General features: G+C 71.1%; 12 protein-coding genes. 6 read left to right on the top strand and 6 right to left on the bottom strand.

Annotated features, from left to right (window positions below; all coding sequences use genetic code 11):
• Nucleotides 1–262: 262 nt before the first annotated feature.
• The 3 genes from ACZ3I4_RS38375 (at nt 263) to ACZ3I4_RS38365 (ending at nt 3,055) form a co-directional block, all read left to right on the top strand.
• Entirely contained in the window at nt 263–1,483 is a 1,221-nt protein-coding gene (locus ACZ3I4_RS38375) for a MurT ligase domain-containing protein (RefSeq protein WP_465387068.1), read from the top strand.
• 32 nt (nt 1,484–1,515) lie between these two features.
• Complete coding sequence (locus ACZ3I4_RS38370) at nt 1,516–2,226, top strand: type 1 glutamine amidotransferase (RefSeq protein WP_465387019.1); 711 nt, start codon at nt 1,516–1,518, stop codon at nt 2,224–2,226.
• Nucleotides 2,227–2,308: 82 nt separating this feature from the next.
• Nucleotides 2,309–3,055 (top strand): TVP38/TMEM64 family protein, encoded by a 747-nt coding sequence (locus ACZ3I4_RS38365; RefSeq protein WP_465387018.1) that lies wholly within the window; start codon nt 2,309–2,311, stop codon nt 3,053–3,055.
• 64 nt (nt 3,056–3,119) lie between these two features.
• On the opposite strand, the gene leuS is transcribed toward ACZ3I4_RS38365, so the two are convergent.
• The gene (gene leuS / locus ACZ3I4_RS38360; protein WP_465387017.1) at nt 3,120–5,948 is read right to left on the bottom strand and encodes a leucine--tRNA ligase; all 2,829 of its coding nucleotides are present in this window, start codon (nt 5,946–5,948) and stop codon (nt 3,120–3,122) included.
• A gap of 184 nt (nt 5,949–6,132) precedes the next feature.
• Nucleotides 6,133–8,970 (bottom strand): M36 family metallopeptidase, encoded by a 2,838-nt coding sequence (locus ACZ3I4_RS38355; RefSeq protein WP_465387016.1) that lies wholly within the window; start codon nt 8,968–8,970, stop codon nt 6,133–6,135.
• Nucleotides 8,971–9,320: 350 nt separating this feature from the next.
• Between ACZ3I4_RS38355 and ACZ3I4_RS38350 the strand changes: the two genes are divergently transcribed.
• The 3 genes from ACZ3I4_RS38350 to ACZ3I4_RS38340 are packed head-to-tail and all read left to right on the top strand — an operon-like array spanning nt 9,321 to nt 14,100.
• On the top strand, nt 9,321–10,367 hold the full coding sequence (locus ACZ3I4_RS38350) for an AAA family ATPase (protein WP_465387015.1): 1,047 nt from the start codon (nt 9,321–9,323) through the stop codon (nt 10,365–10,367).
• 2 nt (nt 10,368–10,369) lie between these two features.
• Nucleotides 10,370–11,668 carry a DUF58 domain-containing protein gene (locus ACZ3I4_RS38345; protein WP_465387014.1) on the top strand — a complete coding sequence of 433 codons (1,299 nt, stop codon included), beginning with the start codon at nt 10,370–10,372 and terminating at the stop codon, nt 11,666–11,668.
• The gene (locus ACZ3I4_RS38340; RefSeq protein WP_465387013.1) at nt 11,665–14,100 is read left to right on the top strand and encodes a transglutaminase TgpA family protein; all 2,436 of its coding nucleotides are present in this window, start codon (nt 11,665–11,667) and stop codon (nt 14,098–14,100) included. Before ACZ3I4_RS38345 ends, ACZ3I4_RS38340 begins: the two co-directional genes overlap by 4 nt.
• A gap of 628 nt (nt 14,101–14,728) precedes the next feature.
• On the opposite strand, the gene ACZ3I4_RS38335 is transcribed toward ACZ3I4_RS38340, so the two are convergent.
• The 4 genes from ACZ3I4_RS38335 to ACZ3I4_RS38320 all read right to left on the bottom strand — a co-directional run bounded on the left by ACZ3I4_RS38335 (nt 14,729) and on the right by ACZ3I4_RS38320 (nt 19,147).
• Nucleotides 14,729–15,118, bottom strand: coding sequence for a DUF3040 domain-containing protein (locus ACZ3I4_RS38335; RefSeq protein WP_465387012.1), 390 nt, complete (start codon nt 15,116–15,118; stop codon nt 14,729–14,731).
• A gap of 100 nt (nt 15,119–15,218) precedes the next feature.
• Complete coding sequence (gene dinB, locus ACZ3I4_RS38330; protein ID WP_465387011.1) at nt 15,219–16,514, bottom strand: DNA polymerase IV; 1,296 nt, start codon at nt 16,512–16,514, stop codon at nt 15,219–15,221.
• A 643-nt stretch (nt 16,515–17,157) separates the two neighbouring features.
• Nucleotides 17,158–18,330 carry an alkaline phosphatase family protein gene (locus ACZ3I4_RS38325; RefSeq protein ID WP_465387010.1) on the bottom strand — a complete coding sequence of 391 codons (1,173 nt, stop codon included), beginning with the start codon at nt 18,328–18,330 and terminating at the stop codon, nt 17,158–17,160.
• A 70-nt stretch (nt 18,331–18,400) separates the two neighbouring features.
• Entirely contained in the window at nt 18,401–19,147 is a 747-nt protein-coding gene (locus tag ACZ3I4_RS38320) for a methyltransferase domain-containing protein (RefSeq protein WP_465387009.1), read from the bottom strand.
• Nucleotides 19,148–19,159 lie beyond the last annotated feature (12 nt).

Raw genomic sequence — 19,159 nt, 5'->3', positions numbered from 1 at the left:
CACTCGTGATTGGTGAATTACCGAGGGTTGAAGGTTACGGGTGAATCAGAACACATATTTGGCCGGCACCAATCGGGTGACGGAGACCGCAATTTCACTCTTCCGCCGTTCAAACCTTTCTCACCGGCCAAAATGGTTTCCTTCGAATGGTTGATCTCGATGCTCGCCGGCCGTGTTCCGGCCGCTCGCCGGCCACCGGATGCTCGGCAACTCGACGTAACAGCCGGGTCCGGTAACCTCGTCTCCCGTGACGGACGGGAAAATGCCCCTGCGGGCCAAGGTCGCGACCTCCGTGTCGAAAACCGCGGCCGCACTCTCCAGGGCCGCGGGACGCGGCGACGGCTCGGTGATCGGCGGCTGGATCGGCCTCAAGATCGACCCAGATCTGCTGGGTCACCTCGCGTCCGGGCGCGCGATCGCGCTGGTGTCCGGCACCAACGGCAAGACGACGACGACCCGCCTGGCCGCGGCCGCGCTGGGGGTGCTTGGCCCGGTCGCCACCAACTCGTTCGGCGCCAACATGCCCACCGGGCACACGTCGGCGCTGGCCAAGGCCGGAGCGACCCCGTTCGCCGTGCTCGAGGTCGACGAGCACTACCTGGCCCGGGTGATCGACGAGACCAACCCGCGCGTGGTGGCGCTGCTCAACCTCTCGCGCGACCAGCTCGACCGGGCCAAAGAGGTCGCGATGATGGCCCAGATGTGGCGCACCGCGCTCGCCGGACATCCCGATGTCGCCGTGGTCGCCAACGCCGACGACCCGATGGTGGTGTGGGCGGCCCGCGGCTCGTCGCACATCACCTGGTTCAGCGCCGGCCAGCGGTGGATGGACGACTCGTGGGTCTGCCCCGAGAGCGGCGACCCGATCGAGCGGGCCAACGGCGACTGGTGGTGCACCGGCTGCCCGCTGCGCCGCCCGCAGGCCCAGTGGCGCGTCGAGGACGAGGGCGTCATCGACCCGCGCGGCGACTGGCACCTGGTCAAGCTGCAGCTGCCGGGCACGGTCAACCTGGGCAACGCGGCCACCGCGCTGGCCGTCGCGGCCGAGTTCGGCGTCCGCCCCATCGAGGCGCTCCCCCGGCTGGCCACCGTGGCCTCGATCGCCGGCCGTTACGCGCAGGTCGACCGGGACGGCCGCAACATCCGCCTGCTGCTGGCCAAGAACCCGGCCAGCTGGCTGGAGGCGTTCGACATGGCCGAGCAGGCGCCGACCCTGCTCTCCATCAACGCCCGCGACCCCGACGGCTTCGACACCTCGTGGCTCTACGACGTCGACTTCTCGCCCCTGCACGACCGGCCCGTGCTGATCACCGGGGACCGCGCCTTCGACCTCGCCGTACGCCTCGAGGTGAACGGAATCCGGTTCCGGCACGTGTTGACTTTCGAGGAGGCGATCCAGTCGGTGCCGCCGGGCCGCCTCGAGGTGATCGCCAACTACACGGCGTTCCAGGACATCCGGGCGGTGCTCGACCGTGTCAACTGAGCCGGCCCGCCGCGCAGAACAGAAGGAAGACCATGAGTGAGAGCGTGCTTCGCATCGTCTGGATCTATCCGGACCTGCTCTCGACGTACGGGGACCGCGGCAACCTGCTGATCCTGGCCCGCCGCGCCGCCATGCGGGGCATCCCGGTGGAGACGTATTCGGTGCGGTCCGACCAGCCGATGCCCTCGACCGCCGACATCTATCTGATCGGCGGCGGCGAGGACGGCCCGCAGGCCCTGGCGGCCCAGCGCCTGATCAACGACGGCGGCCTGCACCGGGCGGTCAACCAGGGCGCGGCCGTCCTGGCAATCTGCGCCGGTTACCAGTTGTTCGGTCACTCGTTCTTCGCCAAGGGGGCCAAGTGCCCCGGCCTGGGCCTGCTCGACCTGCACTCCGACCGCGGCGAGACCCGCGCGGTCGGTGAGATCCGGGGCGACATCGACCCGCGGCTGGGCCTGCCCCCGCTGTCCGGTTTCGAGAACCACGGCGGGCGTACGCACCTCGGCCCCGGGGTGGCGCCGCTGGCCCGGGTGACCGCCGGAGTGGGCAACGACGGCCAGACCGAGGGAGCGTGGCACGGAAAGATCCTGGGGACGTATTCCCACGGGCCCGCGCTCGCTCGCAACCCAGCTATAGCCGATCTGCTACTGCGTTGGTCCATCGGCGCGGATAGTCTTGCCCCGGTCGACGACACCTGGCCCGACAAACTGCGGGGCGAACGACTCGCGGCCGCCGGCGCTTAGCTCCAGCACACGACGCTCCGGCACACGACGCTCCGGCACACGACCAGCAACTGACCCGACGAACAAGGGACGGTACGCCTGCATGACTGACATCCTGATCGCCCCGCGGGGCGTGAACCTCGCGGACTCTCAGGTTTCTCAGCCCTCGCAGTCGGAAGCTCCGGTCCAGGCGTCGATGGGGTGGAAGCGCCGCCTCGTCCGGTTCGGCGTCCTCGGCGGGGTCGTCGGCGGCGTGGCCGTCGCGGCCGCCACGCTCCCGCTCTCGCAGATCGCCGGCCAGGTCGCGAGCCTCGGGCCCGCCGCCGCGGTCGCGATCGCGGTGATCGGCGGTCTGCTGCTCTCGGTGCTCGTGCCGCGCACGGCGATCACGCTGGCCTGTGGCGCGCTGCTCGGCGCCGCGACCGGTGCCGCGACCGCCCTGGCCGCGGCGATCATCGCCGCCGCCGCCACCTACTACGCCGGCCGCTGGGTCGGCCGGGGCGCTCTCGCCGCCCGTACGGGTGGCAAGCTCGAGCGTCTCGACGGCTGGCTCAACCGCCGCGGCCTCTCCGCCGTGCTGCTGGTCCGCTTCCTGCCGCTGGCCCCGTTCGGCCTGGTCGGCTACGCCTACGGCACCACCAGCGTCTGCCGCAAGCGTTACCTGCTCGGCACCACGCTGGCCTCGATCCCGTCCGCGGTGTCGTACGCGGTGATCGGCGCGGCCGTGGTCCAGCCGGGCGAGATGAGCCCGCTGTCGCTGGCCCCGGCCGCGATCGGCTTCACGCTGACGACCGGCATCGTCTTCTGGTGGAAGCGCTCGGCCAAGAAGGCCGCCGCCGCGGCCGCCTGACGTACGTAAGAACAAGAAGGCCCACCTCGTACGAGGTGGGCCTTCTGCTTTGTCTTCAGAGCCGTCAGACGACGACGCTGACCAGGCGGCCGGCGACGACGATGACCTTCTTGGGCTCGCGCCCGGCCAGCGCCTCGGCCACGGCGGTCAGCGCCTGGGCCCGCACGTCGGCCTCGGGCGCCGTCGGTGACACCTCCACGCGGGCCTTGACCTTGCCGTTGACCTGCACCGGATATGTGATCGAGTCGGCCACCAGCTGGGCCGGGTCGGCCACCGGGAAGTCGGCGTAGGCCATCGAGCCCGGGTGGCCCAGCTTGCCCCACAGCTCCTCGGCCATGTGCGGCGCGAACGGGGACAGCATCAGCAGCAGCGGCTCGACCGCCTCGCGCGACGCCGACGGCAGCGGGGTCAGCGTGTTGGTCAGCTCGATCAGCTTCGCGATGGCGGTGTTGAACCGCAGCTCGTCCAGATCCTCGCGAACGCCCGCGATCGTCCGGTGCAGCTGCTTGCGCACGGCCGGCTCCAGCGGCCCGTTCCCGACGCGTACGGCCCCGGTCTCCTCGTCGACGATCAGGCGCCACACACGCTGCAGGAAGCGCTGCGACCCCACGACGGCGCGGGTGTCCCACGGGCGGGAGACGTCCAGCGGGCCCATCGCCATCTCGTAGACCCGGAACGTGTCCGCGCCGTACTGCTCACACATCTCGTCCGGCGTGACCACGTTCTTCAGCGACTTGCCCATCTTGCCGTACTCGCGGACGACCTCCTGGCCGTCGTAGAAGTACTTGCCGTCGCGCTCGGTGACCTCCTCGGCGGGCACGATGACGCCGCGGGAGTCACGGAACGCGTACGCCTGGATGTAGCCCTGGTTGAACAGCCGGCGGAACGGCTCGAACGACGAGACGTGGCCCAGGTCGTACAGGACCTTGTGCCAGAACCGGGCGTACAGCAGGTGCAGCACGGCGTGCTCGACCCCGCCCACGTACAGGTCGACGCCGCCGCAGTCGCCGTCGCGCTGCGGGCCCATCCAGTACGCCTCGTTGTCCGGGTCGACCAGCGCCTTCTCGTTGCGCGGGTCCAGGTAACGCAGCTCGTACCAGCAGGAGCCGGCCCACTGCGGCATGGTGTTGGTCTCGCGGGTGTACGACTTCAGGCCGTCGCCCAGGTCCAGCTCGACGTTGACCCAGTCCTTCTTGCGGGACAGCGGGGTCTCGGGCTCGCTGCCGGCGTCGTCCGGGTCGAAGGTGCGCGGCGAGAAGTCGTCGACGTCGGGCAGCACGACCGGCAGCATCGACTCGGGCAGCGCCACCGGCAGGCCGGTCTCGTCGTAGACGATCGGGAACGGCTCGCCCCAGTAGCGCTGCCGGCTGAACAGCCAGTCCCGCAGGCGGAACGTCGTCGCGCCCCGGCCGTGCCCGTGCTGCTCCAGCCAGGTGATCATGTCGGCCTTGGCCTCGACCACGCCCTTGCCGTCCAGCCAGTCGCTGTTGATGGCCGGGCCCTCGCCGGTGTACGCGCCCTCGAAGTCGTCGGGGGCCTGCACCGTACGGATGATCGGCAGCTCGAAGACCTCGGCGAACGCCCAGTCGCGCTCGTCCTGGCCGGGCACCGCCATGATCGCGCCGGTGCCGTAGCCGGCCAGCACGTAGTCGGCGATGAACACCGGAACGCTGTCGCCGTTGACCGGGTTGGTCGCGTACGCGCCGGTGAAGACGCCGGTCTTCTCCTTGCCCTCGGTGCGCTGCTCGTCGGTCTTGGCCGCGGCCTCGGTCCGATAGGCGGCGATCGCCTCGGCCGGCGTCGGATATCCGCCCGACCACTTCGGATTCGTCCGGTTCGGCCACGCGGGCGGGGCGATCCGGTCGACCAGCTCGTGCTCGGGGGCCAGCACCATGTAGGTGGCTCCGAACAGCGTGTCGGGCCGGGTGGTGAAGACGGTGATGTTGTCGCCGGTCGAGGTCGCGAAGTCGACGTGGGCGCCGCGCGACCGGCCGATCCAGTTGCGCTGCATCAGCTTGACCGGCTCCGGCCAGTCCAGCGTGTCCAGATCCTCGACCAGGCGGTCCCCGTACGCGGTGATCCGCATCATCCACTGCTTCAGGCTGCGCTGGAACACCGGATAGTTGCCGCGCTCGCTGCGCCCGTCGGGCGTGACCTCCTCGTTGGCCAGCACCGTGCCCAGGCCGGGGCACCAGTTGACCGGGGCCTCGCTGACGTAGGCCAGGCGGTGCTCGTCGATCAGCTGACGGCGTTCGACCGGCGACAGCTCCGGCCAGGGCCGTCCGTCCGGGGTGGGCTTCGACCCTTCCTCGTACGCGGAGATCAGCGTCGCGATGGGGCGGGCCTTGCGGATTGCCGGGTCGAACCAGGAGTTGAAGACCTGCAGGAAGATCCACTGCGTCCAGCGGTAGTACTCCGGGTCGGTGGTCGCGAACGAGCGCCGGTCGTCGTAGGCCAGGCCCAGGCGGCGCAGCTGGGTCTTGTACCGCTCGACGTTGGCCGCCGTGGTGACCGCCGGGTGCGTGCCGGTCTGCACCGCGTACTGCTCGGCGGGCAGGCCGAACGCGTCGAAGCCCATCGGGTGCAGGACGTTGAAACCGGCCATCCGCTTGTACCGGGTGTAGCTGTCGGTGCCGATGTAGCCGAGCGGGTGCCCGACATGCAGACCCGAACCGGACGGGTACGGGAACATGTCCTGGACGTGCAGCTTGGGCGCGCCGGCCCGGGGGTGTGTGGGGTCGGCCAGATCGCCGGCCGGGTTGGGCGCCTGGAACGTCCCGTTCTCGGCCCAGTACGCCTGCCAGCGCGGCTCGATCTCGTTGGCCAGCGCGGCGGTGTAGCGGAACTTCGGGGTCTCTGACTCGCTCATCGTCGGCATCCGTCTTCTCGTCATCAAGGGTGGCTGGGGCTTCTTCGAACCTGGGCACAAAAAAACCCCTCACGCAGGAGGGGTCGCCGTGCTGGGCCGCTAGGGAAGCGGGATCAGCACGGCCGGCTAAGAAGCAGGAAACGCCGAGCCATGTGTTGCATGATACCGGTCGCCGCCCGTGAGCGGCGACCGGTATCACCCCTGACTGTTAAGCAGCCGGTCCGTAGACCGCCAGCTCGGTGCTGTCGAGGAACACGCAGCCGCTGACTGTCGGCGGCTGGCCGGCCGGGCAGAGGCCCGCGTCCTGGCCCTGCGTGGTCAGCATCGTGTACCGGACGAACTGGATGCCGTCGCCCGTGCCCGCGGCCAGCGCGACCGGGGTCGGCGTGACGGTGCCGGCCGGGAAGTTGCCGCTCGCGGCGACCGCCCAGGTCGTGCCGTCGACCGAGGTCTCGACGCGGTATCCACCGGTCGAGGCGGTCTCGTCGTCACCACAGGTGGCCGACGGGTTGATCACGAGCTCGGAGACGTCGACCGCACCGGAGAGCCGGATCACGGCGTTCTGTCCCGCGTCGGTCTCGGGCACGTCCGAGCCCCAGCCCGAGGTCTGCGACTGATCGATCAGCTCGCCCGGGCCACACCCGAACGGCGTGTAGTCGGGACCGGTGAAGCTGAGGATCGTGCCACCGCCCGAGGAGGCGGCCCAGTCCTTGCGGACCGACCAGTTCTCGGTCTTGGTGCCGGAGTTGATCGACAGCGTCTTGACGACGATGTCGTAGCCGGCGCCGCGAGCGAACACCTTGGCGTACGTGCCCGGGATGATGCCCGAGATCGAGTAGGTGCCGTCCGCGGCCGTGGTGGCCCGGTAGTCACCGGCGAAGCCGGAGGCGTGGCCGCCGAAGGCGACGGTCAGGCCGGCCACCGCCGCACCGGTGTCGGTGTCGGTCGCCTTGCCCTTGAGGGTGCCCCGCGGCGTGTTGGCCGACGGCGGCGTCGAGAAGTCCTCGACCGGCTGCGAGTCGTCGCCGTCGATGGCGGCGGCGAAGTAGCCCATGCCCCGCTTGGCGAAGACCTTCCAGATCGTCTTGGCGTTCTTGCCCTTGTTGACGACCAGGTCGGCGGCGAGGATCGAGTTGCGCATGTCCAGGTAGGACGGGTTGGACGGCGAGAGCTCCATGCCGCGCGTCACGATCGACTGCACGGTCTTGCTGCCGACCGCCTGACGCAGGTCCCACAGGGTCTGCGACCAGATCTCACCATCGGCGTGCACCTCGGGGCCACCGGCATAGATCTTGCCGTAGTCGCCGTAGGTGAAGCCGCCCGGACCGGCGCCCGGGGTCCCCGCGCACTGCGTCGCGGTCGAGCCGACCGGGCAGTCCACGGCCTCGTAACGGATCGTGCCGCCCGCGGTCCAGTACTTGCCGACCAGCATCTCGCCCGGCTTGGCGGTGTCCTTCTCGAGGCCCTTGGCCTCCAGGTAGTCCAGGGCGTAGAAGTCGCTCCACGCCTCGCCCATCGCGCCGCCCTGCTGATCGCTGAGCGTCGAGTTGCCGTCCGCGTCGATCACCAGGCGGTTGGACAGGCCGTGGGTGTACTCGTGGAACACCACGTCGGCCTCGTCGCCGGTGTTGGCGGCGATCGAGCTCGGGCCCGGGTTCAGCAGGTACATCTGCATGACCGGCGGGATGCCGTCGGGCGGGGTGTTCATGTTGGCGTTGTCGGTGTGGTTGGGGTCCGGCAGGCCGTTCGCCGTGTTGGCGCCGTCCATCGCCTGACCCTGCACGGCGTCGCCGTCCTGGGCCTCAAAGTTGCCCGCGGCCCGGGTGAAGCCGATCGGACCGGCCTTGAGGTGGTCGTGGAAGGTGCCCAGGAACGTCAGCAGCTGCACCGCGTTCTGCTTGCGGTTGGTCTGCCACGAGTTGGGCGTCTCCGGGTCCCACGAGCAGGGGTACGCGTCCGAGCAGAGGCCACCGACCTCCTCGTTGAAGTCCACGAAGGGGTAGTTCCAGGTGCGCAAGCCGGAGGGGCCGACCTCTTCGCCGGCGTCCGGGAGGTCGTTGTCGTTGACGTCCGACCAGACGTGGGCGACGTTGCCGCTGAGCACGCGCGCGTTGTTGGGCAGCCAGCCCTTGGCGGTCACGTCGACCGGCTGCTGGCGTCCGCCCTTGGGGGCGCCCGGGTAGTTCTGCCACACGTCGGCCCGGTCGTTGGCGATCGTGCTCTTGCGGTAGAGCACCTCACCGCTGGCCGCGTCGACGACGTGCACGTAACCCTCGTCGACGGCAATCGTCTGCCAGGCCAGGCGCACGCCCGAGGCGGTCTGGAACCAGACCTGCTTGACGTTGCCCTTGTCGCTGAAGGTGGTCTTGCCGGCCTCGGTCTTGGTGACCTTGGCGGTGGACGTGCCGAACACGTCCTTGACGGCGGCGGCACGCGCGGCCGTGGCCGACACCTTGGCGGCGCCCGCGCTCGACGGCAGCGACTTGAGCGGCGAGCCGTCGACCTGCACGAGCCGGCCGTCCTTGGTGACGTGCGCCTTGAGGCCGTTGCCGAACACCGGCACGCCGTCGGACACCTGCACCCAGCTGAGGTGGTGGGTGCCCTCGATGTCGACGTAGTCCTGGCGCAGCACGAGGGTGGCCAGGTCGGCCGCGTCGAGGCCGAACACCTCGGGGTGGGCCTTGATGTAGTCGAGCGCGATCTTGGTCGGCTTCTTGTTGCTCGGCCCGGTCAGGAAGCCGTCGAGCTTCGCCACCCGGCGCGGGGTCCCCGTCGCGCGGTCGATGTCGACGATCCCCTGCACCCCGAGCGAGTCGCGCAGGGTGTTGACCGCGTTGGCACTGGGCGCCGGGACAACGGCGCGGCTCAGGGCGGCAGTCGGTTGCGCGGCCGCCGCGGCGGCCAGGTTCTGACGGCTGTCGTAGTCGGCTCGCCGCTGCGACTTGCTGTCGGTCGCTCCGGTCACGGCCCCGGGCAGCGGCGCGGCTTGGGCCTGCGCCGGCAGCAGCGATGCGAGCAGGACGATCCCCGCGGCTGCCGCCCCCACCCGCCGGGTCGCGGACGGTACGGATAACGGTCTCAATTCAGCCCCTCTCGATCGGGCTCAGATGCGGCCGCGAGCAGGGCGAACCCCCCGCCGGCCCCACCTCACTTGTGTGGCCCGTCGATGGCTGATGCTCTTCAACATCGGCAAATATAACTAGAGCGATGTCTGATTCTTTACCTATCTGATACCCATGTCCGGTTGACGGTTGTCGAATCAGGCCGACGGCCGACCTCGGCGAGTTGCTGTGATCGGGCTAACCTGTGGGTGACGGGGCGGCGCGCTGAGTTTTTCGCTGCCCTTTCGCCCCGGCTGCCGAAGATGGGGCGCGCACACCAACTTGGAGGAGGCCCGTGACAACCCCGACCTGGGACGAGCCCGGTGGACCGATGCCGAACGAGGACTTCCGCGCCGCGACGCAGGCCATCATGACCAACATCGAACAGGTCATCGAAGGCAAGAGCGCCACGGTCCGGCTCGCTCTGGCGGTTCTGCTGGCCGAGGGTCACCTGCTCATCGAGGACGTGCCCGGCGTGGGCAAGACTAAGCTGGCCAAGGCGCTCGCCCGCTCGATCGACTGTTCCGTCCGCCGCATCCAGTTCACGCCCGACCTGCTGCCCAGCGACGTCACCGGCGTGAGCGTCTACAACCAGGAGCAGCGCGACTTCGAGTTCAAGCCCGGCGCCGTGTTCGCCAACCTGGTGGTCGGCGACGAGATCAACCGGGCGTCCCCCAAGACCCAGTCGGCCCTCCTCGAATGCATGGAGGAGCGGCAGGTCACGGTCGACGGGACGACCTACGAGCTGCAGGCGCCGTTCATGGTGATCGCGACGCAGAACCCGATCGAGATGGAGGGGACCTACCCTCTGCCCGAGGCGCAGCGCGACCGCTTCACCGCGCGTATCGCGATGGGTTACCCCGACCCGCGGGCCGAACTGGCCATGCTGAGCGGGCACGGCGCGCACGACCCGCTGAACGACCTGCGGGCCGTCACCGACGCCGCCATAGTCCGCCGGCTGATCGCCACGGCGCGTGACGTGCACGCGTCCGAGGCCGTCCAGCAGTACGCGATCGCCCTGGTCACCGCGACCCGCGAGGCGCCCGAGATCCGTCTCGGCGCGTCCCCCCGGTCGACGCTCCAGCTGATCCGCACGGCCAAGGCCGTGGCCGCGCTCGAGGGCCGCGACTACGTGCTGCCCGACGACCTGCAGTCGCTGGCCGTGCCGGTGCTCGCGCACCGCATCATCCCGACCGCGGACGCCCAGCTCAACCGGCGGACGACCGACGCCATCGTGTCCGAGATCGTGCACCGGCTGCCGCTGCCGCACGACCGCAACCGCTCGCCGTACGACACCCGGAACAACGCCGGCGGCAACCAGTACGAGCCGCGGGGGCACTGACCATGCGCGAGGCCTTGCGAGGGCTGACCACCCGCGGTCGTTCCTTCCTCGCGGCGGCCGCGGCGGCGGGCCTCTCCGCGATCATCCTCGGCGAGCGTGACCTGCTGCGGGTGGCCGTTCTGCTCGCCGTCCTGCCGCTGCTGGCCGCGGCGTACGTGGGCCGCAGCCGGTACAAGCTGGCCTGCACCCGCTCGCTCGACCCGGGCCGCGCGCCGGTCGGGTCGAGCGCGCGGGTGATCCTGCGCCTGCAGAACATGTCCCGCCTGCCCACCGGCACCCTGCTCCTGGAGGACAGGCTGCCGTACGCGCTGGGCAGCCGCCCCCGGGTCGTGCTCGAGCGGCTGGGCTCGCACCAGGCCAGCAGCGTGGCCTACACGGTGCGGGCCGACGTGCGCGGCCGCTACCCGATCGGCCCGCTGGTGATCCGGCTGACCGACCCGTTCGGCCTGTGCGAGCTGACCCGCTCCTTCCCCAGCGTCGACAACCTCACCGTCATCCCCCAGGTGTTCACGCTTCCGGTGGTCCGGCTGGCGGGCGAATACGCGGGCACCGGCGACAGCCGGGCCCGGTCGGTGGCCGTGCACGGCGAGGACGACGCCGCCACCCGCGAATACCGGCGCGGCGACGACCTGCGGCGCGTGCACTGGCGGTCCACCGCCCGCACCGGCGAGCTGATGGTGCGCCGCGAGGAGCAGCCCTGGGAGAGCCGGGCCACGGTCGTGCTCGACACCCGGGTCTACGCCCACCGCGGCGAGGGCCCGACCGCCAGCTTCGAGTGGGCCGTCTCGGCCACCGCCAGCATCGCGATGCACCTGCGCCAGCAGGGCTACAAGTTGCGGCTGGTCACCGGCTCGGGCGTCGACATCGACGCCGCCGAGGCGACCGGTGAGGGCATCATCCTCGACACCCTGGCCGACGTGAAACTGTCCCAGAACGGCGACATCTCGGTGCTGGTCGAGCAGGTGCGCCGCCGCTCCGACGGCGGGCTGGTGATCGGCATCTTCGGCGCGCTCACCGTGCCCGAGGCCGAGCTGCTGAGCGGCCTGCGCGGCAACGGCGCCACCTGCATCGGCTTCGCCATCGACAGCTCGACCTGGGTCAACTTGAGCCCCGGCGAGCGGCAGGAATCCGACCGGGAGCACTCGGCGGCCGCGCTGGCCCTGGTGCACAGCGGCTGGCGTTCGGTGCCGGTCGTGCACGGGGCGACGCTGCCCGCGCTGTGGCCGGCCGCCGCCCGCGGCTCCAGCGGCTTCGCCTGGCGGGCCGCAATGGCCGAGACCGTGGGCGGGAGGATCCGATGAGTGGCCGTCGCCGTCTCGGGCTCGTCGCGGCGGGGGCGACCCTGCTCGCGTCCGCGCCCATCGTGTCGATCTTCGACGGCTACACGTGGCTGATGCAGTGCCTGCTCACGGTGGGCCTGATCGCCGGGGCCGCGGTCGGCGCCCGGACCCTCCGGTTCCCGTCCTGGGCCCAGGCGCTCAGCATGGTCGTGGTCCTGCTGCTCACGCTGACCTGGCTCTTCCCGAGCGGTCACGAGTTCCTGATCCCGACGCCGGCCACGTTCGGCCACTTCGCCGACCTGTTCACCCAGGCCGGGCAGGACACCAGGTCGTACGGGGTGCCCGTGCCCGACCGGGAGGGACTGCTGTTCGTCACCGTGCTCGGCATCGGCTCGGTCGCGATCGTGGTCGACCTGCTGACCGTGATCGCGCGCAAGCCCGCCCTGGCCGGACTGCCGATGCTGGCGATCTATTCGGTGCCGGTCGCGGTCTACGTCGACAGCGTGCCGGTGCTGCCGTTCATCATCGGGGCCTTCGGCTTCCTCTGGCTCCTGGTCAGCGACAACATCGACCGCGTACGCCGGTTCGGCCGCCGCTTCACCGGCGACGGGCGCGACGTCGACGTGTGGGAGCCGTCGCCGCTGGCCGCGGCCGGGCGCCGCCTCGGCGTCGTCGGCGTCATCGCGGCCGTGCTGCTGCCCCTGCTCGTCCCCACGATCAGCGGCGGGCTGCTCTCGCGGCTCACCCAGACCGGCTCCGGGGTCGGAGTGGGCGTCGGCAACGGCTCGGGCGGGCGGATCAACCTGTTCGCCTCGCTGAGCGGCCAGCTGACCCGCAACGACGAGGTCGAGCTGGTGCGGCTCCGGACCGACGAGCAGACGCCGTACTACCTGCGGTTCGGGGTGGCCGACCAGCTCACCGCGAACGGGTTCGGCAGCCGGCCGGCCAACGGCGAGAGCATCACGCAGGGCCTGCCCGACCCGCGCACCTCCAGCGCGACCAGCAACTTCGTCCAGCACCGGGCCCAGGTGCAGATCAGCGACGACCTGCAGCAGGGCATGCTGCCGACCTACCAGAACACGGTGGGGGTCGAGGGGTTGCAGGCCGGCTGGAACTTCGACGACAACCAGCAGGTGGTCTTCTCCAACCGCCGGTCGACCCGCGGCCTGACGTACACGTTCGACTACGTGCGGGCCCGGCCCACCGTGGCCCAGCTGCGGCAGGCCGAGCCGTTGAACCAGGACGACCCGATCGTGCGGCTCAACACCGCGCACCCCGACGACGCCACGGTGACCGCCCTGGTCAACCGGCTCATCGCGAACAAGCGCACCCAGTACGACCGGATGATGGCCCTCTACGAGTACTTCTCCTCGAAGAACGGCTTCACCTACCGGCTGTCGACCCAGCCGGTCGGGGCCAGCTCCGAGATCGCGGCGTTCCTCGACACCAAGGTCGGCTACTGCCAGCAGTACGCGGCGGCGCTGGCCTGGATGGCGCGGGAGGCCGGCATCCCGGCCCGGGTGGCGTTCGGCTTCACCCGCGGTCAGCGCGACGGCGACGCGTACCGGATCACCAACCGCAACGCCCACGCCTGGACCGAGATCTACCTGCGCGGCTTCGGCTGGATCCCGTTCGACGCCACCCCCGCGGCCAGCGTGACCGGCGCGGCCCGCTCCGACTACGCGCCGGACGTCGACCTGCCCACGCAGGCCCCCACGGCGGCCGAGTCGCAGGCGGCGCCCGGAGCCGACCCGTCGGCGTCGGGCGGGCTCGAGCGGCCCGACCGTCCCGACTTCAACGACCAGGCCGCAGCCGGCCCGATCGACACCGGTTCGGGCGGGATGTCCGGCACGGCCATGCTGATCGTCGGCCTGTCCGCCCTGCTGCTGGCGTTGCTGCTGGTTCCGGCGCTGCGGCGGGTGCTGCTGCGCCGCCACCGGCACGCGGCCACGGCCGGAAAGAATCCGAAGGTCACCACGCTCAGCGGGCCCGGAGACATCGTGGTCACGTCCGAGAACGTGAAGGATCGAGCCGACGCGCACGCGGCGTGGGACGAGCTGATGGACACGATGGTCGACTTCCGCATCCCGATCGACCCGACCGAGACGCCCCGGGCCACCGCCCAGCGGCTGGTCAACGACGCCGTCCTGCTCGAGGAGCCCGCCTCCGCGGCGACGCTGCTCGGCACGGCCGAGGAAAGGGCGCGATACGCGCGCAAGCCGTTCGAGGGCGCCGAGCTGACCGCGGCGCTGGGCCACGTGCGCCGCGGGCTGGCCCGCTCGGCCAACCGGCGCACCCGCCTCACGGCAGTCCTGCTGCCACCGTCGGTGCTGATGCGCTGGCGGCTGGGCCTCGCCGAGGGTTCGGCCCGCATGGTCGGCGCGGGCGGGCGGTTGCGCGAGGCCGCGGCCAAGTTCAGCCCGCGTCGGCTGCTCCCCCACCGGGGCCGTTGACACCCGGTCCAACGAGAGATGCCGCTCCCCTTATCGGGGGGCGGCATTTTTCTTTGGCCAGGCGCTCAGCCCACCTCACCCAACCTCACCCAGCCTCGCCTCTCCCAGCCTCGCCTCTCCCAGCCCCGCCTCTCCCAGCCCCGCCTCTCCCAGCCCCGCCTCTCCCAGCCCCGCCTCTCCTCGCCCCGCCTCGCCGAACGGTGGTCGACACCGCTGATCGGAGCGGGCGGTGGCTTGGGCGCACATGGGAAGACGCCAAGAACGGGCGCGGCAGGCGCCGGCATGCGGCAGCAAGAACGGGCAAAGCGGCGCGGGCAAGCGCGGGCAGGCTGCGGGAAGAAGCAGTAAGCCGCAGGCGGGCGGCTGGCGGGCGGCATGCAGCAGGCGGGCACGGCGGCCGGCGCGGTGGGCGGCGAGCGCGCGGCAGGCGGGCTGCGGACGGCAGACCGGCGGCGGGCGGGCGCGCGACAGAAAGCATGCGGCGGCGGGGCGCGCGGCCGGGGGGCGGACGCAAGAAAGAGCGATGGCGGCCGCGGCCGCCATCATTGGTGGTCACCCGGACCGGCCGGGCTAGGTTGTGCCGAGATCCGCGGCTGCCCTTGTCGTCAGCCGCGGGTCTGCGGAAACGTCAGCGATGGCCCTCGGGCCGCTGACGCCACCGGTCCTCCAGGCGGTCGAGGAAACCGGCCTTGCGGGTCTGGCGGGTGCGACGGGTGGCGGTGCCCCCCACGGCGTGCAAATCGGTCGGGGCCGAGCTCTTGCGGCGGGACTGCATCGCGAAAGCGGCGGACCCCAGCATGACCACGAAGCCCGCGACGCCCAGCGGCGTGTTGCTGCTGACCGTGCCATAGACGACCAGCGCTAGGCCGAGAACGATGACGAACGCGGCGACCAGCAGCCGGCGCCGTGCGTGAAAACGCGGGTCGCTGGCCCGCACAGCCGAGGCGAACTTAGGGTCCTCGGCAAGCGACCGCTCGATCTGATCGAACAGCCGCTGCTCGTGCTCCGAGAGCGGCACGGCATTCCTCCCCGGGCGCAAATCCAACCCCCCAGGCGGGGTCGGGGTGTCACTAAGGTAAGTGGCGCGGGACAGCCGTTGGCTGCCTTACCGAGCAAGTCTACGAGGGGGTTGGCGGGTCGGAAAGCGGGACGACCGTCGAGTGCGGGTGATTTTCGGTTCTTCGTAGATCGCTTCGTCCCAAAAGACTGGCCGGACCGACGCTGGCACGACCGAAACGGGCGATTACTGCGTCCTTGGCCGCTTCCGCCTCACGCCAGCCCCGTTCCGGTTCGCCCAGGCTGAGCTGCCGGGACGTCGTGGCGGCCGGAGTAAGGCCCTCGACCCGCACGCCGACGAGACGAATATGCTCGCTCGCCCCCAGGGCCGTGAACAGCGACCACGACATCTCGAAGATCTCGCGTGCCACATCGGTGCTCGTCGGCATCGTGCGTGACCGATTCACCGTACGGAAGTCGGCCAGACGCACCTTGATCGCCACCGTGCGACCGACGAAACCGCTCGCGCGCAGCCGGGCCCCGACCTTGTCGGCCAGGGCAAGCAGGCTCTTACGCAGCACCTCATGATCGGCCACGTCGACGTCGAAGGTCATCTCGGCGCCGATCGATTTCTCCTCGCGCTCGGGACTGACCCCGCGCGGGTCGCGGCCCCAGGAGAGCTCGTGCAGATGGACCGCCGCGGCCTCGCCCAGGGCGCCGCGCAGCATGCCGACGGGGGCGTGCGCGATCTCGCCGACGGTGGTGAGGCCCAGCCGGCGCAGCGTCTCGGCGGCCCGCTCGCCGACTCCCCACAGGGCGTCGACCGGCAGCGGATGCAGAAAGTCGAGCACCAGGCCGGCCGGCACGACGAGCAGCCCGTCAGGTTTGGCCCGGGTCGATCCGAGCTTGGCCACGAACTTCGTCGTGGCCACTCCGACCGAGCAGGTGAGCCGCTGCTCGGACTGCATACGGCGGCGGATCAGCCGGGCGATCTCGGTCGGGGTGCCGAGCAGACGCTGGGCGCCCGCCACATCTAGGAACGCCTCGTCGGACGAAAGCGGCTCGACCAGCGGGGTCACGTCACGGAAGATCGCCATGACGGCTTCGGACGCCGCCCCGATGGCCGGCCCGTCAACGGGCAGGAAGATGCCGCGCGGGCAGAGCGCCCGGGCCCGGGCGGTCGGCATCGCGCTGCGGACCCCGAACCGGCGAGCCTCGTAACTGGCCGAGCTGACCACCCCGCGCGGCCCGACACCGCCGACGATCACCGGCTTGCCGCGCAGCTCAGGCTGGGCGCGAACGGCCACCGAGGCGAAGAACGCATCCATGTCGACATGCAGGATCGTGCACCCCGCGTCATCGGCACCCGGCCCGAATCGCGGGTCGCGCCCCCTCGGCACAGCCTGGCTACGTCCCACGTGAAGGAGGCTAGCCCGACCCTCCGACAAGATCGCCACTCCACCACCACAAAGTGGCATAAGCCCTAAATCCGCTGTACGGCCATCCCTAACCCCCACCCGCCCGGGGAGATGTGGGGAGACACTATCCGGTGTCAAGTGCGGGGGGCCGGTTGTCCACAGTGGCGGGCTGTCCACAGGTCAGTTGGCGTGTCTTGCCTGGATGTGCATGGAGGAGAGGTCCCAGCAGACGTGTCAGCGCTCGTTGACCTGTGGCTGGGATGAGGGCGATGCAGTTTGCGGGCGCGTCGCCGTTTCCGCCCTTACTGCTCCCGGCGTCGCATTGTGCGCCGTCGGGGTCGATGGGCGTGGCCGACCGGCTGACCGTCGGGGTAGGCGTGTGGCAGGTCGTGGGAGCGAAGTGGTCGTCGCCCAGCAGAAAGTGATCGCCCGGCGACCCCGGCCACGTAAGAGGTGGGCACCGGCCAGCCTGAAGAGAGCATCGTCAGCACTCGCGTGGCGGGTAGGCGATCACGGCGGCCAGGAGCAGAGGGTGATCGGCGCTGGTCGGGTGGGATTTATCGGTACATCAGCACCGCGGCCCACCGTCGGCATGGCGAGGGAACGGCGCACCTGACACGTCACGTGGAACTGAAGACACAGGTCAGTGGGCGATCAACAAGGGGATCTGCATCTCGGCGGCGGTGACCGAGCCGTGGTAGGCGATCAGCCGGCCCACCGCGGGCGGTTCCCAGCCGCCGGCCAGGGTGACGGCGCGGCCCTGGCAGATGACCACGATGTCGCCGATGCGGTCGCGGTGGCCGGGGGCTACCGGGCCGAACCAGCCGTCGTCGATCGCCTCGTCGCGGGTCAGCACCCAGGCCTGGTCGCCGAGTACGGCCTGCCAAGTGGCCACCACGTCGTCGCGGGCGCCGGGGGCGGTGTAGAGGTAGCGGACCCGGGGCTCGCCCGCTACGCCGGTTACGCCCTCGCGCAGATCCGGAATGTCGGCCATGTCGAAACGTGCGTCAGCGGGGACATTGAGCTGGCCGTGGTCGGCGATCACGAGCAGGGCCGCGCGGGGTGGCAAGTTGTGGATGATCTGGTCGATCAGGGCGTCCACGCCGCGCGCGGCCTCGCGCCAGGACGGGGAGTCGACGCCGTCCTCGTGGCCTTTTTTGTCCAGGTCGGGGTGGTAGCCGTAGACCAGGGCGGGGCCCTCGGTGGCCGACAGGGCGGCGGTCATGTCGGCGGCCAGGCTGGTCTCGCCGACGTACCGGGCGCCGCCGTAGGACGCGACGGTCAGGCCGCTGCCCTCGAACTCGGGCTTGCTCACGGCGGTGGCCGCGACTCCGGCCGCGGCGGCGGCGGCGAAGCGGGTCGGCACCGGCTGCCAGGACGCCGGGTCGGGATCGTGCTTCCAGAGGATGTGGTTGAGCGTCCGGCCGTCGGGCCGCCGCACGGTGAAGCCGAGAATCCCGTGCGCGCCGGGCGGCACCCCCGTGCCCACGGTGGCCAGACTGACTGGCGTGGTCGACGGGAAACCCGTGGTCAGGGTGCGGGCCGAGGCGGCCAGATCGGCGACCGTGGGAGCGTACGGGGAAATGACCGGAATCTGATGTGTGCCGAGCCCGTCGACCAGCAGGACACCGACCCGGTTCACGCCGTCGAGGCGGTCGCGGAGCCCCAGCACGTCGGTGGCGCCGGGGACCCCGAGCAGCGCGCACACGCTGGGCAGCACGTCGGCCAGGCTGTGCGAACCGTAGGCGGGCCGCACCGGCTCGAAGGCGGACGCGGGCAGATGGTCGGCGGGCACCACTAGTGGCTCGGTGGTCACGCGGCCATCCGATCACGTCCCGGGCTCCCGCGCGACCGATCTGCGGGCGCCGGCCGTACCAGCAAAAGGGCTACGGCTTGCGGGCGAACAGATGCAGCTGGGAGGCGATGTCGCGGAACGGCGGCCGGGCCGACAACTCCAGTTCGAGGTCGAGCAGAGCCTGCGGATCCTCCTCGACGACGGCCGCGGGCAGAAGATCGGCCAGCACCCGTACGCCATGGGTCTGCTCGACGGTGAGCCCGGCCGAGCCCAGCAGCGCCTCCGCGCTCTCCGCGTCGTAGCGCCGCCGCAGGGTGTCGCGGGCGCCCGCCCGGCCCTCGGGATCGGCCGCCACCGCCGTGGCCGCCCGCAGGTGCCCGTTGATCGCGCGGCCCAGGATGGCCGCGGCTCGGCCGGCCACCAGCACACTGGCCGCTCCCCCGGGGCGCAGCGCGGCGGCGATCGCGGCGACCACGCCGGCCGGGTCGTCGACGACCTCGAGCACGGCGTGGCAGAGAACCAGGTCGGCCTGGCCCGGCTCGACCAGGCCGGCCAGCGCGTCCCCGTCGCCCTGCACGGCCCGCACCCGGCCGGCCACCCCGGCGTCGGTGGCGCGTCGGGTCAGCGCGGCCAGCGCGTCGGGGCTGGCGTCGACCACGGTGACGGTGTGCCCGGCCTCGGCCAGCGGCACGGCGAACCCACCGGTGCCCCCGCCGACGTCGAGCACGGTCAGCTCGCGGCCGGCGTGACGTTCCAGCTCGCGCCGCAGCACGGCCCAGACGGCAGCGGTGCGGGCGGAGACGAGCGGGCGCGCTGTCCGTGTCGATGCGATTTCCACACGGGCAGCGTA

The sequence above is a fragment of the Actinoplanes sp. NPDC021490 genome, assembly GCF_055562135.1.
Note: the sequence above shows the minus strand (reverse complement) of the source record. Positions and strands in the feature narration are given on the sequence as shown.